The organism is Nonomuraea cavernae (assembly GCF_040655715.1).
In the GTDB taxonomy this organism is placed as follows: Bacteria; Actinomycetota; Actinomycetes; order Streptosporangiales; family Streptosporangiaceae; genus Nonomuraea; species Nonomuraea cavernae_A.
On record NZ_JBFAKL010000030.1, the window covers coordinates 24399 to 48152 of the forward strand.

Consider the following 23754-nt stretch of genomic DNA (forward strand, 5'->3'; position numbering starts at 1 on the left):
ACCTGGGAGCAAGGGCTCACCGGACGGTGAGCTCGAAGATCGCCTCGCCGGACAGCTGCCTGCTCTGCTCGTCGGGCGGCGCCGTGGCGGTGCCGCACCGATGGCAGTCGCGCAGCGTGATCCGGGCGCTGCCGGGCCCCTTGGTGTTGAAGACGAAGTAGGTGGTGCCGCCCGCGCCGGGCGGGTCGCCGGCGGGCCGGTGCTCCTCGCTGATGTACGAGGCCACCTTGGCGTCGGGCACCGCGACCAGGCTCCAGTCGTCGCCGGCCGACGGGTCGTCGGCGACCGCGAGGGAGAAGCGCTGTCCGACGCCCAGCTCGGCCGGGACGGTCGCGCCCTTGGCGCCCTTGACCACGGTGCCCAGGTCACTGACCGCCGATCCCCCGCCGCAGCCCGTGGCCAGCAGCGCGACCAGCACGACGGACGGCAGTACCTTTCGCGACATCACCCCGGCAGGCTATCTGGCTCCGGCTCGTCCCGTGGGACCACGTAGGGCTCCTGCCCCACGTGCCCGCCGACGGCGATGTGACGCTGCCTGACCAGTTCGGCGTCCAGCTCGGCGCCGAACAACAGCGCCATGTTCGACAGCCACAGCCAGATCAGGAAGACCACGACCGCGGCCAGCGTGCCGTACGTCTTGTTGTACGAGCCGAAGTTCGCCACGTAGAGGGCGAACCCGCCGGAGACGATCACCCAGAGCAGCACGGCCAGCAGCCCGCCCGGTGTGATCCAGCGCAGCCCCGGCTGGCGCACGTTGGGCGCCGCCCAGTAGAGCACCATGATCAGCCCCGCCGCGATGAGCGCCAGGACGGGCCACTTGAGCACGTCCCAGGCGTTCACCACGGCGCTGCCCAGCCCGAGAGCCTTCCCCGCCACGTCGGCCAGCCGGCCGGTGAGCGTGACCGCGATCGCCCCTGCCGCCAGCAGCACGGTCACCAGGATCGTGAGGCCGAGCCTGAGCGGCGTGACCTTCCAGAAGGGACGCCCCTCCTCGATGTCGTAGATGACGTTCGCCGCCCGGATGAAGGCCGCGATGTAGCCGGAGGCCGACCACAGCGCGACCGCCAGTCCCACGATCGCCAGGAGGCCCGCCGACCCGCCGGAGCGCTGGACGCCCGACACGCCCTGCGTCAGCAGGTCGCGAACCTCGGCGGGCGCCAGCACGGTGATGCTGCCGACCAGGGTGGCGGTGTCCTCACGGCCGAGCAGTCCCAGCAGCGAGACCAGCACGATCAGCGCCGGGAAGATCGACAGCACCGCGTAGTAGGTGAGCGCCGCGGCCAGGTCCGGCACCCTGTCCCGCCTGAACTCGGAGAACGTCCGCTTCAGCACGCTCCACCAGGCTCGGCGCGGCAGATCCGTGGGACCGTGCGGGGCGGTCAAGGGGTCACTTCCTCCTCTTGCGCCGCGTCATCCGGCGGAGCAGGAGCGCCACGACGACGCCGGCCGCGGCGATCGCCAGCGCCGGCCGCTTGCGCGCCTCCGCGGTGACCTTGTCCGCCGCGTCCTTCACCTGGTCGGGCGTGGCCTCGCGAACCTTGCCCGCCACCTCGGCCGCCTTCTCCTTCGCCACCACCGCCGCGTCGGACGCCCTGACCTTGGCCACGGCCGTCGCGTCGGTCGCCTTGTGCCGCGCCAGCGCGGTCGCGTCGGCCGCCCTCTCCTTGGCCATCGCGGCCGCGTCGGCCGCCTTGTGCCTGGCCGCCGCCGTGGCGTCGGCCGCCCTCACCTTGGCGGCGGCCGCGGCGTCGTTCGCGCGCGCCTTCACGTTGGCCTTGTCGGCCAGGGCCGCCACGGTCTCACCGAGCTCCTGCCGGGTGGTCCTGATCTCTTCGCGCACGCGATCCTCCTCATCGTCTCCCACCCATCGGCGTCTTCCGGCGCCACTGCGGGTGGTGGTGGTCTGGGTACCGGCCGGGCCGGCGTGGCCCCCCTGCTGGGACCTCGCCTCGATCTCGCGGGCGCGGACCGCCGCGGCCCGGTCGTCCTCGAGCGGAGCCTCGGGGATGAACGCCCCGTGCTCCTCGCGTTCCTCCTCGGCGTGCAGCGCGTTCTCCGCCGCGCCCGCCCTCGTCAGAGGCACGTTGATGGACTTGTCGTCCGTGGGCATGCCCACCCTGCTCCTGCGGGCGCCCACCTCGCCGGCGTGGTCCTCGCTGTAGCCGGGATCCGTCTCGCTCATCGCCGCACACTCTCCTTGACCGTCTCGATATCGGCCTTGACGCTCGCGATGGTCTCCGCGGGCATCGGCGAACCGGCCTGCTTGACCTTCTTCTTGCCGACCAGCCCGAGCACGCCGGCGATGGCGAACAGGACCACCGCCACGACGACGGCGGCCACCCATGCGGGCATGACCAGGGCGAGCAGCATGACGAAGGCCGCCACGAGCGTGGCCGCGCCGAAGAACGCGACCATGCCGGCTCCACCGAACAGACCCGCGCCGAATCCGGCGCGTTTGCCCTTCTCGGTCAGCTCGAACCGGGCCAGCCGCACCTCGTCTCTGACGAGCCTGGAGACCTGCTCTGACAGATCGTTGACGAGCTTGTGTGTGTCGTTCACGTGGTCGCCTCCCTCTGCTGAGGAAGGCGACTACCCAGCCAGAACGCCTTCTATCACGCGAACGGCGCGACGGCGCGGGCCGTCACCTCTTGGCGGCGCGGACCAGGAAGTCAAGCACCGACAGGATCGGCGACTTGGGCGTCTCACACCAATTGTCGGGCTGCTTCGGCTTGCTCCACGGGGACGGGAGCTCGCACGAGGGAGCCTGCGGCTTGGGCCGCTCACACCACGATCCGGGAGGATTCATACCTCAAGCCTACGACTCCGCCCCTCGCTCGCTACAGCCCGCAGCCACCCTCTCGTTGAGTCAACGAATGGTCACGCCGTGTAGTGTTCTCGATGACACGAGCGAAAGGGTGACGGCCATGGCCACCGGCATCACGCGCAGGAAAACCCGCCAGCACGACACCGTGCGGGGTCCCGAGCTGCCGCCGCCCCCCGCCCGCACGTGGGGGCCGGGATGGGGGGCATCCGGCCCGACCGAGGACGAGCTCCGCCGCGAGCGGCTATGGCAGGACCTCCTCCAGGACGGCTGGAGAGCTGAGATCGTGGGCGGAAGGATCATAGTGAGCCCCTGGGCGAAACGACGGCACGGCGTCCTGCTCGACCGCCTGGCCGACCAGCTGTATGACGTGAAGCGGAAGAACGGCTGGGAGTTCCACCAATGCTGGGCGGTGCACATTCCTCCCGAGCGTGGTGACAAGCGGCTCCCCGACCTGCTCGTCGCGCCGCCGGACTGCCCGGAGTTCGACGACAACCAGGCGTACGGCTACGGCACCCTGATGGCGGTGGAGGTGACCTCTTCCGACAGTCGCCACGATGATCTGAACATCAAGCCCGCCAAGTACGCACGGGCAGGCATACCCGTGATGCTGATCTTGGACGACTTCTCCGAACGGCCATCGGTCAGACTGCTGTGCGACCTCCTCGCAGGGGAGTATCAGACATCGGTCATCGCCGAATCCGGACAACCGGTGGAGCTGCCGGAGCCGTTCGGGATCAAGCTGGAGACAGACCTGATCTTCCGGTGAGCGGGTAGCCTGCTGCGGTGCTGGTGCTACACGCGGTCTGGGCGGGAGACGGCCTCGCGTTCTGGGCGGAGACTCCCCAGTCCCCTTCGTCCCCGGCGACCACACCCGGGACCCCGCGCCATCACCCCTTCGCCGCCCCGCTCCATACCCTCGCCGACGCTCTTGCCCGCACCGGCCTCGACGCCGAGGCTGACGCTGGGGCTGTGGGTTCTGGGCGGGTGCTGGAGCTGTTGCTGCCCGGGTCGGTCCGGGAGCCGGTCCCGTCGCCCGAGACGGGGCGGCTGTCCGAGGTGGTCAGGCCGCGCCTGCGGTTGTGGCGGGTGCCCGCCGTCGTGCCATCCACCGGCGACACCCTGCGCGTCCTCGCGGCGCACCCGGCCACCGCCACCGTCCGCCACTGGGCGGCCGTCGCCGCCTTCGCCCACGATCTGGTACGACGCGGACGCGTCATCCCCCAGCTGGTCACCGCCCCAGCAGCCGCCCCCGCCGGGAACGGCGACCCGCTCGACAGGCGGGCCGCGCCACAGGCGGGCGCGCGGGCGGTGTGGCGGCCCGTGGTGACCGGTGCGGACGCCGGCTACGCCAGGGAGCTGGCCGAGGCGATGCCGCCCGCCTGCCGCACCGCCGCGACCGAGCGCCCGTCCGGCGCGGTGCTCACCGAGGCGCTCGACGCGTTCACCGACGCGCTGGTGCGGCAGGCACTGGACGAGCCGCTGATGAGCGGGCCGAAGACGCTCGAAGAGCGCTGGCTCGCGGCGCTGACCGGCCCCGACTCCTCCTGCCCTGACGATCCTCGGCTGCGAACGGAGCTGGAGGCGTGGCGCGAAGCCGTCACCAGGGCCGAGGGCGCCACCCGCGTCTGCTTCCGCCTCGTGGAACCCCCCGTCCCCGATGCCCCTGGCGGGGGCGTGGGGTGGCGGGTGGAGCTGGCTTTGCAGGCGGCCGACGACCCGAGCCTGTACGTGCCGGCGCGCACGGTGTGGAGCGGCGAGCAGCTGACGGGCCTGCCCGGACGTCCCGAGCGGGAGCTGCTGGCCGGGCTGGGCCGCGCCGCGCGGCTGTATCCCGAGCTCGACCGGGCGTTGCGCGTGGCCGAGCCGGACGAGCTACGGCTCGACACCGCGGGCGCGTTCGCGTTCCTGCGACAGGCGGCGCCACTGCTGCAGGCGGCCGGGTTCGGGGTGCAGTTGCCACGCTGGGCGGGCCGCAGCAGGCTGGGCCTGAAGCTGACCACCCGCACCCGGTCGCAGGCGGCGGCGAGCCAGGGGTTCGGGCTGCGCGAGCTGGTCGACTTCCGGATCGACCTCGCGGTGGGCGACGAGACGATCAGTGAGGAGGAGCTGGCCGAGCTGGCCAGGCTCAAGGTGCCGCTGGTCCGCGTCCGCGGGCAGTGGGTGGAGCTCGACGACCGCCAGCTCGACGCGGCGCTGAAGGCCGTGGAGCGCGAGCGGACGGGCGAGCTGCCCGTCGCCGACCTGCTGCGGCACGTCGTGCAGGGCGACGACGAGCTGCCGCTGGTGGCGGTCGACGCCGACGGGGTGCTCGGTGACCTGCTGTCCGGCCAGGCCGAGCAGCGGTTGCGTCCGCTGGCCACGCCTCGGGGCCTCGACGCCGTGCTCAGGCCCTACCAGGAGCGCGGGCTGGCCTGGTTGAGCTTCCTGTCGGAGCTCGGCCTGGGCGGGGTGCTGGCCGACGACATGGGGCTGGGCAAGACGGTGACCACGCTGGCGCTGCTGGTGCACGAGGCGGCCGAGACGCCGACGCTGCTGGTGTGCCCGATGTCGCTGGTGGGCAACTGGCAGCGCGAGGCGGCCAGGTTCGCGCCGGCGCTGCGCGTCTACGTCCACCACGGCGGCGGGCGCGACGCGGCGGAGATCGCGGCCGCCGACCTGGTGATCACCACTTACGGCACGGCGCAGCGCGACCTGGAGGCGCTGCGGCAGGTCGAGTGGCGCCGGGTGGTGTGCGACGAGGCCCAGGCGATCAAGAACAGCGGCACCCTGCAGGCGCGTGCGGTGCGCGCCATCCCGGCCCCGACCCGGCTGGCGCTGACCGGCACACCGGTCGAGAACCACCTCGCCGAGCTGTGGTCGATCATGGAGTTCGCCAACCCTGGGCTGCTGGGCTCGCGGCAGAGGTTCAGGAGCCGGTTCCAGGAGCCGATCGAGGCGCGCCAGGACGAGCAGGCGGCGCTGGCGCTCAAGCGGGCGACCGGCCCGTTCGTGCTGCGGCGGGTCAAGACCGACAAGTCCATCATCTCCGACCTGCCGGAGAAGCTGGAGGTCAAGGAGTGGTGCCCGCTCACCCCCGAGCAGGCCTCGCTCTACCAGGCGGTCGTCGAGGACATGCTGGGCAGGATCGACGACAGCGAGGGCATCGAGCGGCGCGGCCAGGTGCTGGCGGCCATGGCCAGGCTCAAGCAGGTCTGCAACCACCCCGCCCACCTGCTCAAGGACGGCTCCCGGCTGGCCGGCCGGTCGGGCAAGCTGGCCCGGCTGGAGCAGCTGGCCGAGGAGATCCTGGCCGAGGACGAGAAGGCGCTGGTGTTCACGCAGTATTCGGAGTTCGGCACGATGCTCCAGCCCTACCTGGCGCAGCGGCTCGACCGGCCGGTGCTCTGGCTGCACGGCGGGCTGCCGAAGAAGACGCGTGACCGGCTGGTCGAGCGGTTCCAGCGGGACGAGGAGCCGATGCTGTTCCTGCTGTCGCTCAAGGCGGCGGGCGTGGGCCTCAACCTGACGGCCGCCAACCACGTGATCCACGTCGACCGCTGGTGGAACCCCGCCGTCGAGGACCAGGCGACCGACCGCGCCTTCCGCATCGGGCAGCGCAAGAACGTACAGGTCCGCAAGCTGATCTGCGCGGGCACGCTGGAGGAGCGCGTCGACGAGATGATCGAGCGCAAGAAGGCGCTCGCCGAGCGCGTGGTCGGCACCGGCGAGGACTGGCTGACCGACCTGTCCACCCAGGAGCTGCGCGAGGTGTTCAGGCTGACGGCAGAGGGGGTGGCCTGAGCATGCCGATCGGCAGGGACGGCTGGTACGAGACGACCAAGCCGATCAGCGTCGAGGGCGGCATCCAAGCGCGGACGCGGCGCGGCTCGATCGGCTCCACCTGGTGGTCGAGACGGTTCATCGACATCCTGGAGCGCGTCTGCGACAAGGGCCGCCTGACACGCGGGCGCGCCTACGCCCGCAAGGGCCAGGTTCTGTCCATCGACCTGTCCCCCGGCCTGGTCCGCGCGTCCGTCCAGGGCTCGCGACCCAAGCCCTACCGGGTCACGATCAGGATCGAGGCGTACGGCGAGGAGCGGTGGGCGTCGATCGAGGAGGCGATCGCGGCGCAGGCGGTGCACCGGGCCAAGCTGCTGGCCGGTGAGATGCCGCCGGAGATCGAGGAGGTGTTCGCCGCGCTGGGCATCGACCTGTTCCCGCGCGACCTCGACATGGATTGTTCGTGCCCCGACTGGGGTTTCCCGTGCAAGCACCTGTCGGCGGTGCTGTATCTGCTGGCGGAGTCGTTCGACGACGACCCGTTCCTGGTGCTGGCCTGGCGCGGTCGGAGCCGGGAGGAACTCCTGGGATCGCTGGCCGACGAGCCGGCGGCGGCCGACCTGTCGGGGGTGGAGGACGTGCCGTTCGCCGACCGGCTGGCCGACTTCTACGCGCCCGGCGCGACGGCGCACCGGCCGGAGCGTCGCCCGTCGGCGGCGGCGCCCGATCTGCTGCTGCGCGTCTTCCCGCCGCCCGGCGACCTGGCCCGCACGCTGACCCCCGCCTACCTGCGCCTGGGTGACTCCTAGCACGCCCGCGCGGTGGTGGTGGACGCCGGCCGTGTACGGCGGGACGTCCTCGCGCCTCGGGCGCGCCCGGTCAGCTGTCCTCGAAGGAGTCGGGGACCATCACGCGGACGCCGTTGGGCACCACGCGCAGGCGGATCGGGGTGCGCAGGCGCACCTCGCCGTCGACGTCGGCGGCCATCGGCGGGTCTGTCTCCAGCAGCATCTCGCGGCCGGTCACGAACGGGCCGCCGGCCAGGCTGCGCCAGCGGCCGGTCGTGGCGCGGGCCAGGGTCTCGACGAGCAGCCGCAGCTTCTTGCCCGAGCCGAGCTGGTAGGCGACGAGCATGCCGTTGTCGATGCTGATGTCCTTGGCCACCTGCCAGCCGCCGTGGAAGCGGCCGTTGGCGATGTTGAGCTGGTGGGTGAGGAGCTCGTGGCGCTCGCCGTCGACCGTGATGTAGGCGCGGAACGGCCGGTGGCCCGGCAGGACCGTGAGCGCGGTGAGCGGGTAGGCGGGGCGGCCGATGACGCGTTTGAGCCAGGGCTTGACCTTGCCCGCCACCTCGACCGAGACGCCGAAGCTGGCCAGGTTGGCGAACGGCCGGTCGTCGGCCATGCCGAGGTCGATGTCGGCGACCTTGCCGGTGGTGAACACCCGGATCGCGCCGGCCAGGTCGAGCGGCAGGCCGAGGCTGCGGGCGAAGTTGTTGGTGGTGCCGAGCGGCAGCACGCCGAGGGCGACGTCGCGGTCGGCGACGTGGCGGACGGCCGAGGAGAGGGTGCCGTCGCCGCCGCCCACGACCAGCAGGTCGGGGTTGGTGGCGAGGGCGGTGTCGAGCAGGTCGCGCAGCCGCTTGGGGTTGTAGACGCCGATCTCGGCCAGCGGTTCGATGCCGAGCGCGTGGATCTGGTCGATCACCTCGAAGTAGTGGCGCCGGCCGCGCCGGGAGCGAGTGTTGACCACCACCGCCACCCGGCGGTCCGTGCGGATCGCCTCGGTGTGCTCGGCCTTGGTACGCAGTTCGCTCATGGTCATCAATCGTAGGCGTAGAAGCCGGTGCCTGAGGTCGCCTCAGGGCCGCCGGGAGGGGGGTCCCGGCGGCCCCGGAGGGTCACTTCTTGGGCGGAGTCACCTGGATGACCGCGGCCAGGTTGCCCGGCAGCGGCGAGACCAGCTGGAACTGGACGCCCAGGGCCTTGCCCTCGTCGCCGGGGTTGCCGGTGCCGAGGATGTGCCCGTCGCCGAGATCCGTGCCGTACAGCTCGGTGGCGGGGGTGCCGTCGAGGTTCACGACGCGGGTGGTGTACAGCTGGTCGTTCTTGGACGGGACCACGACGGAGGCGTCGAAGTCACGGTAGAAGAGCGACCCGTTCTGCACCTCGAGACCCGGGTACCAGGTCTTGGCGTCGGTGAACTGCGAGACGCCCTTGAGCGCCTTGATCTCGGTGCAGTACTCGCTGAACGGCTCGCCGGGCGCCTCCAGGCACTCCTTGAGCGGGTAGGTCTTGCCGAAGGAGAACGCCGCGTTGGACGTCTGCGTACGGCCTTCCATGTTCTTGTTCCTGGACGGGTCCTTCGTGGCGGCGGCGCCGTCACGGCGCAGCGGCTCGAAGTGGGAGTCGACCAGGAGCAGGGTGCCCTTGCTGCCGATGCTCGGCGGCAGGTTGAGGTTGGGGACGATCACGTTGTTGGTGTAGGTCGAGTCGCGGTACCAGACCAGCAGGCCGGGGGCGTTGTACTTGACCTTCTCCACCTTCCACGCGCCGTCACGCGAGTACGTGGTGTCGTAGGCGTACTGCAGGCCCTTGTCGAACCCGTCGAAGTTGCGCCACTCGGCGAGGTAGAAGCGGGAGATCTCGCGCGAGCCGTTGTTGGTCGTCCAGCCCTGGCCGCTGGTGTTGGTGAACGTGCCGCCGGAGGCGTGCCAGCCGTTCGCGCCGCCCTCGACGTCGTCGCTCCACACGGCGGTGCCGCCGTTGGTGAGCGCGAAGTCGTCGGCGTGCCAGCCGCGCGGGGTGAAGGCGGCGTCGGTGTTGTAGACGAGCCGCAGCTTGACCGTCTGGCCGGCGAACGGGGTCAGGTTGACGTAGTCGTGCCGCCAGCCCGGGGTGTCGCCGGTGAGGCCGTACTTCTTGTCGCCGAACGTCTTGAGGTTCTTGTTCGGGTCCGGGTAGTCGTCCGGCGTGGTGACCTCGGTGCCGGCCTCGTCGAAGACCTTCTGCTGGGCCCAGGTCTGGCCGTTGTCGGTGGACACCTCGACGAAGCCGAAGTCCCAGTCGGACTCGATCTCGTAGTTGTTCCACATCCAGAACCGGACGTCGGTCCCGGCGGGCACCTGCACGTCGCGGACCAGGGAGACGTTGGCCCACTCCTGGTCCATGCCGGACCACCAGGCGTTGGCGCCGCTGTGCGGGTCGATCATCTTCAGCGGCTCGGACGCCAGGTTGACCCGGACTCCGTCCTGGGTGAGCTTGGGCGTGCGCGAGGACTGGCCGACGGTGACGAGACCCTTGCGGTCCCCCGGGTCGAAGACCTTGGGGTTGGCCCAGCCGAGCACCCACTTGTCCCACAGGCCCATGTGGGTGGGCATCGACTGGAAGATCGGCCCGGAGTGCGAGCCGCTCGACATCAGGTCCCAGAAGTCCACGGCGGAGCTGCCGGAGCCGGAGGTGTCGTACAGGTCGGGCAGGCCGAGGTCGTGGCCGTACTCGTGGGCGAAGACGCCGACGCCGGAGTCCTCGGGCTGCACGATGTAGTTGGAGATCTTCTTGTCGGTGCCGGGCACCTGGTAGCCGCCGGCGACCGCGCTGGAGTGCGCCCAGATGGCGTAGGTGCCCTCGGCGCCGCCGTCGGCGGACTTGTCCTTGCCGGCGTGCACGAGCACGAGGTGGTCGATGACACCGTCGGGCTCGGCGAAGTTGCCGTCGCCGTCGGCGTCGGAGACGTCCTCGAGGTCGTAGTCGGCCCAGGGGAAGTCGGGCTGGGTCTGGGCGAGTACGTTGACCGCGTCGATGGCCAGTTGCCCGGCGCCGAGCGGGTTGTCGGGGTGGCCGGACATGTCCTGGGGATTGCCGCCGCAGGCGGCGGCGCCGTACCACGCCTCGGAGTGCGGGGCCTTGATCCAGCCGACGGCCGAGCCGGTGACGGAGTATGCGCCCTTGGACATCTCCTCGTACATCTTCTTCAGCGTGAAGCCGGAGATGTCGATGCCGGGCTTGCCGTCGCGCGGGTCCTTCAGGTCGGGACGCACGCGCTCGGTGATGCCCTGGTCGGTGTAAAGCATCTTGTTGAAGTGGGCGGTGCTGAAGTCCTTGACCCAGAAGGAGTTGTTGTCCTTGTTCGGCAGCGTGGCCGGGTCGGGGATCGTGTTGTGCAGCGGGCCGTTCATCCTGGTGCCGGGAGGCTCGACGAGGCAGTCGTCCGGCGGGCTGTCGACGGTGCGCAGCCGGTTGAAGCCGGAGAAGTCGTCGTTCGCGCTCTCGTTGAACTCGACCAGCACGGTCAGGAGCTTGGCGGTCTTGGCCTGCTTGGCGTTCTTGAAGATGAACTCAGCCGGGTTGCGGCCGGTCTTGATCGCCTGGTTCTCGCGTTGCGCCAGGACCCGGGCGGTGACCGGGTTGCCGCTGGCGAACTTGCGATCGATCTTCTGAGCCGGAGTGAGGGACCGGGCGTTCTTGCCGGGCAGGCGCGGATCGCCGGGGTCCGGCTCGACCCTCGGCGGGGCGTAGTTGATGTAGTAGTCGGACGCGCTCGGCTCGTACGTCGCGACGGAGGCCTGAGCCGCCGGAGGGGCGGTGAGTGCGGCTCCGAGGAGGGCGGCCGCCGGGAGTGTGGCTAACAGGCGCTTTCTTCTGTGCACCGGGAACCCTCTCTGCCCGGCATCGCCGGGCGCATGGCCATGAGGTATTGCCATGCGGGACGGTAGAGGGTGAGTAAAGGCACCGTAAAGAGGAAAGTTGAAATGTAATGATTTCAGGACATTTCACAACAGCACAATGACGGCGGTCACCCCGCCCGCGACGGCCGCGCCGTAGCAGAGCAGCGCGATCACCAGGTCGAAGCGGGCGATGCCCAGCAACTCCGCACTGGTGAACCTGATCCGGTGCGCGGCGTGGAACAGGCAGAGCACCACGACGACGACCAGCGCGAGCCGGACCAGCAGGTGGTCCAGGAGCCCGGTCAGGTGGCCGGCGGACGGCCAGTCGACCACGCCCAGCGGCATCAGCACGCCGAACAGCAGCACCAGCACGGGCAGCGCCAGCGCCGCCACCACCCCGCCGCCGCTGAAGAGCAGCCACAGGTACGGCTCCAGGGTCCGCTTCACGGCGACCTCAGCACGAAGTAGGCGATCAGCCCGGAGATCACCAGCCAGGCCGAGTGGTTGCCGCCCTGGATCATCCAGGCGGGCACCCGCCAGCCGTCCAGCCTGACCACGGTGGCCTTGGGCGCCAGGTTGAGGAACGTGACGGCGTGGAAGGCGGTCGCGGCCAGCGCCACCACGTTCAGGGCGATCATCCAGGGCCGGGCGGCCAGCGCGGCGAACTCCCGCGTGGTCCCGCCCAGCACGGCGTCGGCGAGCAGCAGCAGGAAGACCACCGACCAGGCCACGAACACGCTCGTCAGCTCGCGCAGCACGAACACCGTGTGGGAGCGGGTCCGGGCGAACCACAGCCTGTCCCGGGGCGGCCGGTACGGCGCCTGGGCCGTCATCGCCTGCTCCAGGGCAGCACCGAGCGCAGCGCGGCGGTCACCTTGTAGCGCTGGATGGCCTCGGCCGGGTCCACGTGCTTGGGGCACACCCGCGTGCAGTCCCCCACGAACACGCACCCCCACACCGCCTCGTCCAGGTTGAGCACGTCGAACCGGTCGCCCATGTCGCGCGAGTCGAGGTTGTAGCGCTGCGCCAGCGCGATGGCCGCCGGGCCGAGGAAGTCGGGGTCCAGCACGTAGACGGGACAGGCCGAGTAGCACAGCAGGCAGTTGATGCACATGCTGTACTGCTTGTAGGCGTCGAGCTGCGCGGGCGTCTGCGCGTACTCCGCGGTCAGCGGCGGCTCCTCGCCCTCCCTGATCAGCCAGGGGCGCACCGACGAGAGCTTGGCCAGGAAGTCGTCGATGTCCACGACCAGGTCCCTGATCACCGGGAAGCCCTTCAGCGGCTCGATCCTGATGGGGCCGTCGCCGTACTCGGTGAGGAACGACCCGCAGGTCAGCCGGGGCTCGCCGTTGACGTTCATGCCGCACGAGCCGCAGATGCCCATCCGGCACGACCAGCGGAACGACAGGGTGCCGTCGAGCCGGTCCTTGACGTAGGCGAGCCCGTCGAGCACCGCCCAGTCGTCCATCAGCGGCACGTCGTAGCCCTGGAAGACCGGCTCGCTGTCCTGTTCCGGACGGTAGCGGGCGACCTCCAGCCTGATCGTGGCCGGTTGCTCGGTATCAGTCACGGCCGTAGACCCTTTCGCCAGGAGGCCAGCGGGTGATCGTCACGGGCAGCAGGCCGACCGACGGGGCGCCGTCGGGCGCGCGGTGCACCAGCGAGTGCGCCAGGTAGGTCTGGTCGTCCCTGGCCGGGAAGTCGGTGCGCTGGTGGGCGCCGCGCGACTCCTGTCTGTTCAGCGCGCAGGCCACGACGGTCCGCGCCACGTCGAGCATGGCGCACAGCTCCTGCAGGTTGATCAGCTCGGTGTTGAACGTCGTGCTGGTGTCGTCGACGCGTGCCTCCTCGGCGCGCTCGCGCAGGCCGGCCAGTGTGTCCACGGCCTTGGTGAGCTCGTCGCCGGTGCGGTAGATGCCGGCCGCGTCTTCGAGCGCGTGCTGCATCCGCTCACGCAGGTCGGCGATCCGCTCCCCCGTGCGCGACCCCTCGCGCGCCCGCGCCAGCCGCCGCGCCTCGTCGTCTCCCTGACTCCGTACGGCGGGCGGCTCGCTCTCACGGTGGGCGCGGGCGAACTCCGCGGCGGCGACGCCGGCCCGGCGGCCGAAGACCAGGATCTCCGGCAGCGAGTTGGAGCCGAGCCGGTTGGCGCCGTTGATGCTCACGCAGGCCGTCTCACCTGCGGCGAACAGCCCGGCGATCGTGGTGGCGCCGTCGAGGTCGGTGTGGACCCCGCCCATCATGTAGTGCACGACCGGGCGGACCGGGATGAGGTCGGTGGCCGGGTCGAGGTTCTGGTAGCTGCGGCACAGTTCGCGGACGAACGGGATGCGGGCGTCGATCTTCGCCTCGCCCAGGTGGCGCAGGTCCAGGTAGACCACCGGACCGTACGGGGTGTCGACCGTGCGGCCCTTCTCCTGCTCGTGGACGAACGCCTGGGACAGGCGGTCGCGCGGGCCGAGCTCCATGCCGCGCAGCCTGGGGGTGGGCGTCGGACGGCCGAGGTCGTAGTCCTGCAGGTAGCGGTAGCCGTCCTTGTTGATCAGCCAGCCGCCCTCCGCGCGGGCCGCCTCGGTGATGAGGATGCCGGTGAACGGCAGGCCGGTCGGGTGGTACTGGACGAACTCCATGTCCTTCAGCGGGGCGCCCGCCCGGTAGGCCAGGGCCATGCCGTCGCCGGTCTTGATCGCGGCGTTGGTGGTGAACGGGAAGACCCGGCCGCCGCCGCCGGTGGCCAGGATGACGGTCCGGGCGGCGATGGTCTCGACGCGGCCGGTCCTGATGTCGACGGCCACGACGCCGTGGACGCGGCCGTCATCGACGACGAGCGTGGTGACGTACCACTCGTCGTACCTGATGATGTCCTGATATTTCAGGGTTGTTTGGAACAGGGTGTGCAGGAGGTGGAAACCGGTCTTGTCGGCGGCGTACCAGGTGCGCATCCGCTTCATGCCCCCGAACGGGCGGACCGCGACCCGGCCGTCGGCCTCCCGGCTCCACGGGCAGCCCCAGTGCTCCAGCTGGATCAGCTCCCGGGGCGCCTCGGCCACGAACGCCTCGACCGCGTCCTGGTCGCACAGCCAGTCGCCGCCCGAGATCGTGTCGTAGCAGTGCTCGTCGAGCGTGTCGCCCACGCCGATCACGGCCGCCGCGCCGCCCTCGGCGGAGACCGTGTGGCTGCGCATCGGGTAGACCTTCGACACGACCGCCACCTTCAGCGCCGGGTCCGTCTCGGCGACCGCGATGGCCGCGCGCAGACCCGCTCCACCCCCTCCGACGATGAGCACATCGATCAACTGGATCACTTCCCGCGGTCGGGTTCGCTCTGGTCTCGTACGCGCTTGCCGTCGTGGCGGACGGCGGACAGGTGGATGCTGCCGTCGTGGTACTCGTGCCGGATCCGGCGGCAGCCGCAGTCGAAGAACTGGTCGCGGATCACCAGGCCGTAGCCGTCGTCGTCGAACAGACGTTCACCGCCGGACTTCTTCCCGCAGGGGGCCGTCTCGGGGGCGAAGGGGGTCTTCGTGCCTGTCATCGCCGATCTCCTTAGATGGCGAACTTTGGCGAAAATTTGGCGAAACGTCACCTCCACACAAGCACCGTGACCTTCGCCGGGAAAGGGTCAGCCGGGCGTTTCCTTCGGCTTCTTCGGCTCCTTCGGCTCGTGGGGGTAGTGCAGGTCGAAGGCGGGCCGTTCGGAGCGGATGGGCGGCATCGAGGTGAAGTTGTGCCGGGGCGGCGGGCAGGACGTGGCCCACTCCAGCGAGTTGCAGTAGCCCCACGGGTCGTCGAGCGTGACCTTGGGCGCGTGGCGGGCCGTCTTCCAGACGTTGTAGAGGAACGGCAGCGTCGAGGCGCCGAGCAGGAACGCCCCCACCGACGAGATCTCGTTGAGGCTGGTGAACCCGTCGCCCGGACTGTAGTCGGCGTAGCGGCGCGGCATGCCGATCGCGCCCAGCCAGTGCTGCACCAGGAAGGTGGTGTGGAAGCCGGCGAACAGCGTCCAGAAGTGCACCTTGCCGAGCCGGTCGTCGAGCATCTTGCCGGTCATCTTGGGCCACCAGAAGTAGAACCCGGCGAACATCGCGAACACCACGGTGCCGAAGACCACGTAGTGGAAGTGGGCGACGACGAAGTAGGTGTCGCTGATGTGGAAGTCGAGCGGCGGCGAGGCCAGGATCACCCCGGTGAGCCCGCCGAGCAGGAACGTCACCAGGAAGCCGATGGAGAACAGCATGGGAGTCTCGAAGCTGAGATGGCCCCGCCACATGGTGCCGATCCAGTTGAAGAACTTCACGCCCGTCGGCACCGCGATGAGGAACGTCATGAACGAGAAGAAGGGCAGCAGCACCTGCCCGGTGGGGAACATGTGGTGCGCCCACACCGTCATCGACAGCCCGGCGATGGCGATGGTCGCCCCGACCAGGCCGATGTAACCGAAGATCGGCTTACGGCTGAAGACCGGGATGACCTCGGTGATGATGCCGAAGAACGGCAGCGCGATGATGTAGACCTCGGGATGGCCGAAGAACCAGAACAGATGCTGCCAGAGCAGCGGCCCGCCGTTCTCCGCCAGGAAGACCTGCGTGCCGAGTTTGCGGTCCGACTCGAGCACCAGCAGCGCGGCGGCCAGCACCGGGAAGGCCATCAGCACGAGCATGCTGGTCAGCAGCGTGTTCCAGGTGAACAGCGGTAACCGGAACATCGTCATGCCGGGCGCGCGCATCCCGATGATCGTGGTGACGAAGTTGACCGACCCGAGGATCGTGCCGAGACCCGACAGCGCCAGCCCCATGATCCACAGATCGCCCCCGATGCCGGGCGAGTAGGTGGCCGAGGCGAGCGGCGTGTAGGCGAACCAGCCGAAGTCGGCCGCCCCGCCCGGCGCGGCGAACCCGCCCAGCGCGATCAGCCCGCCGAACAGGAACAGCCAGTACGCGACCGCGTTCAGCCGGGGGAAGGCGACGTCGGGAGCGCCGATCTGCAGCGGCATCACCACGTTGGCGAACCCGGCGAACAGCGGGGTCGCGAACAGCAGCAGCATGATCGTGCCGTGCATGGTGAACAGCTGGTTGTACTGCTGCTGGTCGACCAGCTGCATGCCCGGCTGGGCCAGCTCGCCCCGGATCACCATCGCCATGACGCCGGCCACGAGGAAGAACACGAACGACGTGATCAGGTACAGGTATCCGATGACCTTGTGGTCGGTCGTCGACAGCCAGGAGGCGATCACGGTCCCGGTGCGACGCCGCCTGACCTGCTCGATCGAGGTCTCGCGAACAGTCGTCACGGCTTGCTCCCTCCAACTGGAGTGGTGGCCTGCCCCGATTCCCTCCCATTTCACGCCAACGATCGCCGCACGGGAAGCGGTTCGGCGACATTGCTCGTGCCGCGATGCGCCTGGCGCGTGCCATCGGGGCCGTCCAGATCGCGAAACCGGTTCCAGGGCCGCGGGCCGCGTCTTCTATCCTTCGTATCCGTACCGATCGGAGGAGAAAGATCTCGTGAACGCCCAGCGCGACTACGCCGACCTCGTCCAGCGTGGCCTCTCGCTCGACCTGACCCGCGGCAAGCCGTCCCCGCGCCAGCTCGATCTCTCCAACGACCTGCTCCGGCTGCCGGCCTCCTACCGGGCGGCCGACGGGACCGACGGCCGCAACTATGGCAACCTGCAGGGCCTGCCCGAGCTGCGCGAGCTGTTCGCGCCGCTGCTCCAGGTGCCGGCCGCGCAGCTGGTCGTGGGCGGCAACGCCAGCCTGGCCATGATGCACGACACGGTCGTGCACGCCCTGCTCTCCACCGTCCCCGGCGCCGTCCGCCGCTGGGTGGAGGAGCCGGAGATCACGTTCCTCTGCCCGGTGCCCGGCTACGACCGGCACTTCACCATCTGCGAGCGGCTCGGGATCACGATGGTGGCGGTCCCGATGGGCGCCGACGGCCCCGACATGGACGTGGTCGAGCGGCTCGTCGCCGACGACGCGAGCGTCAAGGGCATCTGGTGCGTGCCCAAGTACAGCAACCCGTCCGGCATCGTCTACAGCGACGAGACCGTGCGCCGGCTGGCCGCCATGGAGACCGCCGCGCCCGATTTCCGGATCTTCTGGGACAACGCCTACGCGGTCCACCACCTCACCGACACGCCCGCCGAGCTCGCCGACCTGCTCGCGCTCTGCGCCGAGCACGGCCACGCCGACCGGGCGTTCGTCTACGGCTCCACGTCCAAGGTGACGCTGGCGGGCTCCGGTGTGGCCTTCTTCGGCTCCTCGCCGGACAACGTCGCGTGGTTCCTGGCCAACACCGGCAAGCAGTCGATCGGCCCCGACAAGCTCAACCAGCTGCGCCACGTGGAGTTCCTGCGCGACGCCGAGGGCGTGGCCGCGCACATGCGGCGGCACGCCGAGCTGATCTGGCCCAAGTTCGAGCTGGTCGACCGGGTTCTGGCCAAGGAGCTGGGCGGGCTCGCCACCTGGACCAGCCCGCAGGGCGGCTACTTCATCAGCCTGGAGGTGCCGCACGCCGGCGAGGTCGTGGCGAAGGCCAAGGCCGCGGGCATCGCGCTCACCCCGGCCGGCGCCACCCACCCCTACGGCACCGACCCCGGCGACAGCACGATCCGGATCGCGCCGACCTACCCCGACCTGGAGGAACTGGAGCAGGCCATCGCCGGGCTCGCGGTGTGCGTGCGTCTCGTCGCGGAGGAGCGGGGCTGACGGCTGCTCCTCGCGCCCGCCCTCCCGTCACACCGGGAGGGCGGTCAGACGCGGGTACGCCGGAAGCCGAAGATGTACTCTCTGGTCTCGCTCGGGTGGAACGAGACATCCACCCCCGGCTCGAAGGCGACGTTGTCACGCCGGCAGTAGTAGAGGCGCTGCCACACGCCGAACGCCTGCTCCCTGGCCGGGGCCTCGGCCAGGTCCCGCTTGCGCGCGCCGTACGAACCGACCACCTGCAACACGCCGAACAGCCAGAACACCCCGGTCAGGCAGAACGGCGCGAGCAGCACCTCGCCCCAGCCGGTGTCCTTGCCCATCGCGATCACCAGCGAGACGACCAGGTGAGCCAGGGCGGCGATGATGAGCAGCACCCAGCCCTGGTTGCGGACCCACGGCGTGTAGTGACGGCTCGGGAACGACAGCCAGACCGCGAGCTGCGTGCGGCTCATCAGGCGCTTGGAGGCGCCCAGTGAGGCCGCCGTGGGCAGGTCGGCGATGTCGCGCTCGCCGGGCAACCGGACGCGCCCGATCCGGTACGTGGTGCCCTCGGCCACGGTCCCCGGCACGGAAGCGACCTGGTCAGCATGGGCGCACATCGGGCACATCACTTTCACCCGGGCAGTCTGGCCTTAAGCACCGGTCCACGCAAACCATAGGCTTCTATCTGTGAGACCGATTGAAGCCTTGGCGAACACTCTGCCCGAGGGCCGGGTCCTGACCGACCCCGACGTGACCGACTCCTACGCCCGTGACCGCACGTTCGTCGAGCCCGGCCAGCCCTTGGGAGTGGTGCTCGCCACCTCCCGTGACGACGTGGTCACCACGCTGCGGTGGGCCACGGAGCACCGGGTGCCCGTGGTGCCGCGCGGCGCGGGCACGGGCCTGGCCGGGGCCGCGACGGCGACGGACGGCGCGATCGTCCTGTCGCTGGCCAGGATGACCGCGATCAGGGAGCTCTCCCCCGCCGACGAGATCGCCGTGGTCGAGCCCGGCGTGATCACCGCCGACCTCGACCGGGCGGCCAGGGAGCACGGGCTCATGTACGCGCCGGATCCGTCGTCGTACGAGATCTCCACCATCGGCGGCAACCTGGCGACCAACGCGGGCGGGCTGCGCTGCGTGAAGTACGGCGTGACCCGCGACTCGGCGCTCGGCCTGGAGGTCGTGCTGGCCGACGGGCGAATCCTCGACACCGGTCGGCGCACCATGAAGGGCGTCACGGGTTACGACCTGACCGGGCTGTTCGTCGGCTCCGAGGGCACGCTCGGCGTGATCACCGCGGCCACGGTGCGGCTGCGCCCGGCGCCGGCCGCGCCGCCCGCGACGTTCGCCGCCGAGTTCGGCTCGCTCCGCGACGCGGGCGCGGCCGTTTCGGCGATCATGGCGGCCGGCTGCCAGCCGTCGCTGATGGAGCTGCTCGACCGCGCCACGCTGGAGGCGATCGACGACTGGCGCAACATCGGCCTGGAGCCCGGCACGAACGCCATGCTGATCGGCCAGTCCGACGCGTCCGACTCCGCGGCCGCGGTGCGGCGGATGGAGGAGCTCTGCGTGGACAACGGCGCGTCGTTCGTGGCCGTCTCCTCCAGCCCGCAGGAGACCGAGGAGCTGATCGGCCTGCGCAGGATGGCGTATCAGGCCAAGGAGCGCCTGGGCGCGTGTCTGGTGGAAGACGTGTGCGTGCCCCGCTCGGTGCTGCCCGACATGATCACCGCGATCGAGGCGGCCGCGGCCCGGCACGGCGTGAAGATCTGCACGGTAGCCCACGCCGGCGACGGCAACCTGCACCCGGTCTTCATCTTCGAGCACGGGACGACCGAGCCGCCCCCCGAGGTCTGGGCCGCGGCCGACGAGGTCTTCACGCACGCCCTGAAGCTCGGCGGCACGCTGACCGGCGAGCACGGCGTCGGGCTGCTCAAGCAGCGGTGGCTGGCACTGGAGTCCGGGCCGCTCACCCAGGAGGTGCAGCGGGGCATCAAGGCGGTGTTCGACCCGCTGGGTCTGCTCAATCCGGGCAAGGCCATCTGAGTCCGGTCCTACCTGCGGCTGTATCAGTTTCGAAACGCTGACATCCGTCATTAAAACGTGAAAGATTTGGCACGGTCCGGCCACGCACCAATCGTCACGCTGGTAGCGTTTCGCCGCAGCTGTTGATTTGTCATGTGTGGTCTTGGGGGTCCGACGTGAATCAGTACCAGCCGTTGGCGTCGGACGACCCGCGGCGGCTGGGGGCCTACGACCTCCTCGCCCGGCTGGGCGAAGGCGGCCAGGGGGTCGTCTACCTCGGCAGGAGCGATTCCGGCGAGCAGGTCGCGGTCAAGCTGCTGCATCACGCCTCCGTGGCCGACCCCGAGGCGCGTAGCCGCTTCCTGCGCGAGGTCGCCGTCGCGCAGCGGGTCGCCCGGTTCTGCACGGCCCCCGTGCTCAACGCCGACCTGGAGGGCAGCCGGCCGTACATCGTCAGCGAGTTCGTGCCCGGCCCGTCGCTGCGCGAGCTGGTCATCAACGAGGGCCCCCGCCGGGGGGCCGCCCTCGAACGGCTGGCGATCAGCACCGCGACCGCGCTGGCCGCGATCCACCGGGCCGGCATCCTGCACCGCGACTTCAAGCCCGCGAACGTGCTCATGGGCCCCGAGGGCCCCGTCGTGATCGACTTCGGCATCGCCCGCGCCCTGGACTCGCCCGGCGCGACCGCCACCGGCATGGCCATGGGGACGCCGTCCTACCTGGCGCCCGAGCAGCTGAGCGGCGCCAGCGTGTCGGGGGCGGCCGACGTCTTCGCCTGGGGCGTCACCATGGTGTACGCCGCCACCGGCAAGCCCGCCTTCGGCTCCGACTCGATCCCCGTGGTGATGCACCGGATCCTGCACGAGCCGCCGCAGCTCGGCGGGATGGAAGGGGCGCTGGCCGAGGTCGTCGAGGCGGCCCTGTCCAAGGACCCTTCGCACCGGCCCACGGCGGACGAGCTGATCATCCGCCTCACCGGCCAGCCCTTCCCCTCCGCCGCCCTCTCCGGCCCCCAGGGCCTTCCCGCACAGCCCGGCCCCCAGCCCGGCATGGGCCCACAGCCCGGCATGAGTCCACAGCCCGGCATGGGCCCGCAGCCTGGCATGAATCCTCAGCCTGGCGTGGGTCCTCAGCCCTTTGGACCGGGCCAGCCCGGCGTGAGCCCTCAGCCGATCGGCTCGGGCGCTCAGCCCGTTCCGGGGCAGCCCGGAGGCGCGCACGGCGCAGGTGGCCGGCCGGGGCCGCATGCCCACCCGGGTCAGCCGGTCCACCCTGGTCAGCCGGCCCACCCTGGCCAGCCGTCCGCGCCTGATGGCTCCCTGGCCTCGTGGATGCAATCCGGGGACAGGCCTCAGCCTGGCCAGGCAGGCCCCTTCGGCCACCCTGCCGCTCCGAACGGCCCGAACGGCCCGGTCGGCCCCATGGCCGCGGGCCCTTCCACGCCCAACGGCCCACAGGCCGCCGGAGGCTGGCCGGGCATGAGCGGCCAACCGGGTATGGGCGGCCAGCAGCCCCACTTCGGCCCCGCCCCGGGCGGCGACCAGGCGTCCGGACAGGCACCGGCAGCACAGGCACCTGGCCACGCCCCCGCATCGCACCAGGCACCCGGACAGGCACAGGCTCACCAGACCTCCGGCCACACCCACGCGGCGCACCAGGGGCCAGGCCACGCCACCGCGGCTCAGCAGCCTGCCGGGTATGGTCCTGGGCCCGGGCAGGCGGGAGCCGGTGGGCAGGCGGCCGGTCCGAAGCAGAAAGACCGGTCGGCGGCCAAGCAGCGCCGTACGCTGACGTTCGCCCTGACGGGAGCCGCGGCGGCTGCCGTGCTGGTCGTGGTGGGAGCGGTCGTGGTGCAGGCCAACAGCCGGTCCGGGATCGTGCCGGTGGGCAACACCTCACAGGCCACGGACGACGCCGGCGACGGTCAGCCGGCCGAGCCGCTGGGCGACGAGCCGACCCCCGAGGTGCCGATCGTCGACACCCTCCCCACCCCGAGCCTCGACGAGCCCACGAAGACGAGGAAGACCAGGGCGCCGGCCACCGCCGCGCCCGACCCGGTCACCGTGTACCAGACGGTCAAGCCCACCACCAAGAAGCCGAGCCCCACCCCGAAGGTCACGAAGACCAAGAAGCCCTCGGACATGGTGGACCCGGACGCCGAGCCCACCGATGCTCCGACGGTCGGCCCGACCGTGCAGCTGACGAAGTCCCGCAAGGCGCCACCGCCCACCAAGGTGACCCCCAAGCCGAACCCGTACACCCCCGCCAAGGTCTGCGGCTCCGGCTACAAGGTGATCAACAAGCGGGCCCTGGGCGACGGCGCGACCGTCTATCTGCTCTACAACACCGCCGCGGGCAAGAACTGCGTGGTGACCATGTCCAAGCTGCTGTATCCGGGCAAGGTCCAGATGAACGCCGTCCTCCAGGTCAAGGGCGGCTCCAGCGCCAAGGACCCGGGCAAGTTCAGCGCCTACGCCGGTCCGGTCCGGCTGGCGGCCAAGAAGAAGTGCGTCATCTGGGGCGGCTCGTGGGGCTCCCACTCCTGGAAGTCCGGCTGGAGCCACTGCACCTGACAGACCCTCGCCTGTGACCGTCGCTGTTCCTCGTGACCGAGCATCGTCTTTCAACATGGGACTACTTGCCCGGCATTGTCGCCTTCGGCAAGATCAGGCCCATCATGAGTGATTTCGCGGACTTACTGCCGCTGGTTTTCATCGCCATCATCTGGGCCGTGCTCGCGTCTGTGATTGAGAGCGTGAGCAGGCACACCAGGCGCGGCAGACCGCGTAGAGAGCAGCGTGGCGCGCTTTCCTCGGTGGCCGTCGCAGGGCTTGTCGTAGGAGGTGTTCTGATCGTCTATCTGGGCCTCACCGACGGTTCACGCTGAAGGTGTCAGTGCCCGGCCCACTCTGACCTCGCCCTCGATAGCCGATAAAGAATCGCGACTGCTGCCAGGTAGGTGCCGCGAATGATCGACGGCTCAGGGGGAGCGCGAACGGACCTCTTGCCCCACTCCTGGAAGTCCGGCTGGAGCCACTGCAGCTGACCCTGAGGCCGTGGCTGGGCGGCCCTTCGTGACCGGTGTCGCGGAGGGCCTTCCGCGTTCCCGGTACGGGCGAGTAACGTAGTTGACGTGATCGTCAAGTCTGAGGCGCTGACAGCTCGTGGCCGGCGGACGAGGGCCGCGCTGGTGCAGGCCGGGCGGGAGGCGTTCGACGAGCACGGGTACGAGGCGGCGCGCATCGACGACGTCTGTGCCCGGGCCGGGGTGTCGCACGGGACGTTCTACACCTACTTCGATTCCAAGGAGTCGCTGTTCGGTGAGGTCGCCGGGGCCGTGGTGGGCGAGATGTTCACCGCGAGCATCGTCGGCCCGGCCGCGCCCGGCGACCCCTACGCCCGGATCGAGGCCGCCAACCGGCTCTATCTGCGCGCCTGGGCGGCCAACTCGCGGCTGGTCAGGATGCTGGAGCAGGCGGCGCTGACCGAAGAAGGCTTCCGCGGCCTGCTGCTGGAGCTGCGCGAGGTGTTCGTGCGCCGGGGCGCCGACGGGCTGCGGCGGCTGCAGGAGCAGGGGCTGGCCGATCCCACCCTCGATCCCAGGCTCACCGCGATCATGCTCGGTGGCATGGTCGAGCACTTCGCGCACGTCTGGCTCGACCTGGGTGAGCGGGCCGACGAGCGGACGGCGGTCGACCTGCTGACGAAGCTCTGGGCGCGGGCCATCGGCCTGACGCCGGTGTCAACTACGGAGGCGAGCCAGTGATCAGGAGCGAGCTCGACCC

The 23754-nt window shown here is 70.5% G+C and carries 22 protein-coding genes; 8 read left to right on the forward strand and 14 right to left on the reverse strand.

Annotated features, from left to right (window positions below):
- Positions 1-16: 16 nt before the first annotated feature.
- The 5 genes from AB0I38_RS33060 to AB0I38_RS33080 all read right to left on the reverse strand — a co-directional run bounded on the left by AB0I38_RS33060 (position 17) and on the right by AB0I38_RS33080 (position 2806).
- Positions 17-445, reverse strand: a complete 429-nt coding sequence (locus tag AB0I38_RS33060) for a protease inhibitor I42 family protein (protein WP_358489436.1) — start codon at positions 443-445, stop codon at positions 17-19.
- On the reverse strand, positions 445-1383 hold the full coding sequence (locus AB0I38_RS33065) for a YihY/virulence factor BrkB family protein (RefSeq protein ID WP_358489441.1): 939 nt from the start codon (positions 1381-1383) through the stop codon (positions 445-447). The genes AB0I38_RS33060 and AB0I38_RS33065 overlap by 1 nt, the downstream gene beginning before the upstream one ends.
- A 4-nt stretch (positions 1384-1387) precedes the next feature.
- Positions 1388-2182 (reverse strand): DUF3618 domain-containing protein, encoded by a 795-nt coding sequence (locus AB0I38_RS33070; RefSeq protein WP_358489446.1) that lies wholly within the window; start codon positions 2180-2182, stop codon positions 1388-1390.
- On the reverse strand, positions 2179-2559 hold the full coding sequence (locus tag AB0I38_RS33075) for a phage holin family protein (RefSeq protein WP_189127023.1): 381 nt from the start codon (positions 2557-2559) through the stop codon (positions 2179-2181). The genes AB0I38_RS33070 and AB0I38_RS33075 overlap by 4 nt, the downstream gene beginning before the upstream one ends.
- Before the next feature lie 82 nt (positions 2560-2641).
- Positions 2642-2806, reverse strand: a complete 165-nt coding sequence (locus tag AB0I38_RS33080; protein WP_358489454.1) for a hypothetical protein — start codon at positions 2804-2806, stop codon at positions 2642-2644.
- A gap of 118 nt (positions 2807-2924) precedes the next feature.
- Between AB0I38_RS33080 and AB0I38_RS33085 the strand changes: the two genes are divergently transcribed.
- Genes AB0I38_RS33085 through AB0I38_RS33095 form a run of 3 tightly spaced genes read left to right on the forward strand, consistent with a single transcriptional unit; the run spans position 2925 to position 7392 of the window.
- On the forward strand, positions 2925-3590 hold the full coding sequence (locus AB0I38_RS33085; protein ID WP_358489461.1) for a Uma2 family endonuclease: 666 nt from the start codon (positions 2925-2927) through the stop codon (positions 3588-3590).
- A 17-nt stretch (positions 3591-3607) separates the two neighbouring features.
- Positions 3608-6604, forward strand: coding sequence for a DEAD/DEAH box helicase (locus AB0I38_RS33090; RefSeq protein ID WP_358489467.1), 2997 nt, complete (start codon positions 3608-3610; stop codon positions 6602-6604).
- A gap of 2 nt (positions 6605-6606) precedes the next feature.
- Positions 6607-7392 carry an SWIM zinc finger family protein gene (locus AB0I38_RS33095; RefSeq protein ID WP_358489474.1) on the forward strand — a complete coding sequence of 262 codons (786 nt, stop codon included), beginning with the start codon at positions 6607-6609 and terminating at the stop codon, positions 7390-7392.
- A 70-nt stretch (positions 7393-7462) separates the two neighbouring features.
- Here AB0I38_RS33095 and AB0I38_RS33100 read toward each other — a convergent pair whose 3' ends face one another.
- From AB0I38_RS33100 to ctaD, 8 genes are all read right to left on the reverse strand, one after another.
- Entirely contained in the window at positions 7463-8401 is a 939-nt protein-coding gene (locus AB0I38_RS33100) for a diacylglycerol/lipid kinase family protein (protein WP_358489485.1), read from the reverse strand.
- A gap of 82 nt (positions 8402-8483) precedes the next feature.
- Positions 8484-11231, reverse strand: a complete 2748-nt coding sequence (locus AB0I38_RS33105) for an immune inhibitor A domain-containing protein (protein WP_358489494.1) — start codon at positions 11229-11231, stop codon at positions 8484-8486.
- Positions 11232-11354: 123 nt separating this feature from the next.
- Complete coding sequence (gene frdD, locus AB0I38_RS33110; protein ID WP_358489499.1) at positions 11355-11696, reverse strand: fumarate reductase subunit FrdD; 342 nt, start codon at positions 11694-11696, stop codon at positions 11355-11357.
- Positions 11693-12082 carry a hypothetical protein gene (locus AB0I38_RS33115; RefSeq protein ID WP_358489502.1) on the reverse strand — a complete coding sequence of 130 codons (390 nt, stop codon included), beginning with the start codon at positions 12080-12082 and terminating at the stop codon, positions 11693-11695. The genes frdD and AB0I38_RS33115 overlap by 4 nt, the downstream gene beginning before the upstream one ends.
- A complete protein-coding gene (gene sdhB, locus AB0I38_RS33120; protein WP_358489506.1) occupies positions 12079-12819 on the reverse strand; it encodes a succinate dehydrogenase iron-sulfur subunit in 741 nt (246 codons plus the stop codon). Before sdhB ends, AB0I38_RS33115 begins: the two co-directional genes overlap by 4 nt.
- Positions 12812-14536: a fumarate reductase (quinol) flavoprotein subunit gene (gene frdA, locus AB0I38_RS33125; protein WP_358489711.1), complete on the reverse strand. Its 1725-nt coding sequence runs from the start codon at positions 14534-14536 to the stop codon at positions 12812-12814. The genes sdhB and frdA overlap by 8 nt, the downstream gene beginning before the upstream one ends.
- A gap of 14 nt (positions 14537-14550) precedes the next feature.
- Positions 14551-14784 carry a hypothetical protein gene (locus tag AB0I38_RS33130; RefSeq protein WP_357680262.1) on the reverse strand — a complete coding sequence of 78 codons (234 nt, stop codon included), beginning with the start codon at positions 14782-14784 and terminating at the stop codon, positions 14551-14553.
- A gap of 87 nt (positions 14785-14871) precedes the next feature.
- Entirely contained in the window at positions 14872-16539 is a 1668-nt protein-coding gene (gene ctaD / locus AB0I38_RS33135; protein ID WP_358489511.1) for an aa3-type cytochrome oxidase subunit I, read from the reverse strand.
- A 214-nt stretch (positions 16540-16753) separates the two neighbouring features.
- Between ctaD and AB0I38_RS33140 the strand changes: the two genes are divergently transcribed.
- Positions 16754-17959 carry an aminotransferase class I/II-fold pyridoxal phosphate-dependent enzyme gene (locus AB0I38_RS33140; RefSeq protein WP_358489518.1) on the forward strand — a complete coding sequence of 402 codons (1206 nt, stop codon included), beginning with the start codon at positions 16754-16756 and terminating at the stop codon, positions 17957-17959.
- A gap of 44 nt (positions 17960-18003) precedes the next feature.
- Here AB0I38_RS33140 and AB0I38_RS33145 read toward each other — a convergent pair whose 3' ends face one another.
- Complete coding sequence (locus tag AB0I38_RS33145) at positions 18004-18528, reverse strand: hypothetical protein (protein ID WP_358489523.1); 525 nt, start codon at positions 18526-18528, stop codon at positions 18004-18006.
- Between the two features lie 100 nt (positions 18529-18628).
- On the opposite strand from AB0I38_RS33145, the gene AB0I38_RS33150 reads away from it, so the two are divergent.
- From AB0I38_RS33150 to AB0I38_RS33165, 4 genes are all read left to right on the forward strand, one after another.
- Complete coding sequence (locus AB0I38_RS33150) at positions 18629-19990, forward strand: FAD-binding oxidoreductase (RefSeq protein WP_358489528.1); 1362 nt, start codon at positions 18629-18631, stop codon at positions 19988-19990.
- 155 nt (positions 19991-20145) lie between these two features.
- The gene (locus AB0I38_RS33155) at positions 20146-22542 is read left to right on the forward strand and encodes a serine/threonine protein kinase (RefSeq protein ID WP_358489535.1); all 2397 of its coding nucleotides are present in this window, start codon (positions 20146-20148) and stop codon (positions 22540-22542) included.
- 32 nt (positions 22543-22574) lie between these two features.
- On the forward strand, positions 22575-22856 hold the full coding sequence (locus tag AB0I38_RS33160; RefSeq protein ID WP_358489538.1) for a hypothetical protein: 282 nt from the start codon (positions 22575-22577) through the stop codon (positions 22854-22856).
- Between the two features lie 246 nt (positions 22857-23102).
- Positions 23103-23735, forward strand: a complete 633-nt coding sequence (locus AB0I38_RS33165; RefSeq protein WP_358489543.1) for a TetR/AcrR family transcriptional regulator — start codon at positions 23103-23105, stop codon at positions 23733-23735.
- Positions 23736-23754: the final 19 nt, after the last annotated feature.

What these genes read in the sequence shown, in the direction of transcription:
- AB0I38_RS33095 (WP_358489474.1), top strand. Translation starts at nt 6,607, where the DNA reads ATGCCGATCGGCAGGGACGGCTGGTACGAGACGACCAAGCCGATCAGC.
- AB0I38_RS33100 (WP_358489485.1), bottom strand. Translation starts at nt 8,401, where the DNA reads ATGAGCGAACTGCGTACCAAGGCCGAGCACACCGAGGCGATCCGCACG.
- AB0I38_RS33080 (WP_358489454.1), bottom strand. Translation starts at nt 2,806, where the DNA reads ATGAATCCTCCCGGATCGTGGTGTGAGCGGCCCAAGCCGCAGGCTCCC.
- AB0I38_RS33130 (WP_357680262.1), bottom strand. Translation starts at nt 14,784, where the DNA reads ATGACAGGCACGAAGACCCCCTTCGCCCCCGAGACGGCCCCCTGCGGG.
- AB0I38_RS33115 (WP_358489502.1), bottom strand. Translation starts at nt 12,082, where the DNA reads ATGACGGCCCAGGCGCCGTACCGGCCGCCCCGGGACAGGCTGTGGTTC.
- AB0I38_RS33060 (WP_358489436.1), bottom strand. Translation starts at nt 445, where the DNA reads ATGTCGCGAAAGGTACTGCCGTCCGTCGTGCTGGTCGCGCTGCTGGCC.
- AB0I38_RS33085 (WP_358489461.1), top strand. Translation starts at nt 2,925, where the DNA reads ATGGCCACCGGCATCACGCGCAGGAAAACCCGCCAGCACGACACCGTG.
- AB0I38_RS33070 (WP_358489446.1), bottom strand. Translation starts at nt 2,182, where the DNA reads ATGAGCGAGACGGATCCCGGCTACAGCGAGGACCACGCCGGCGAGGTG.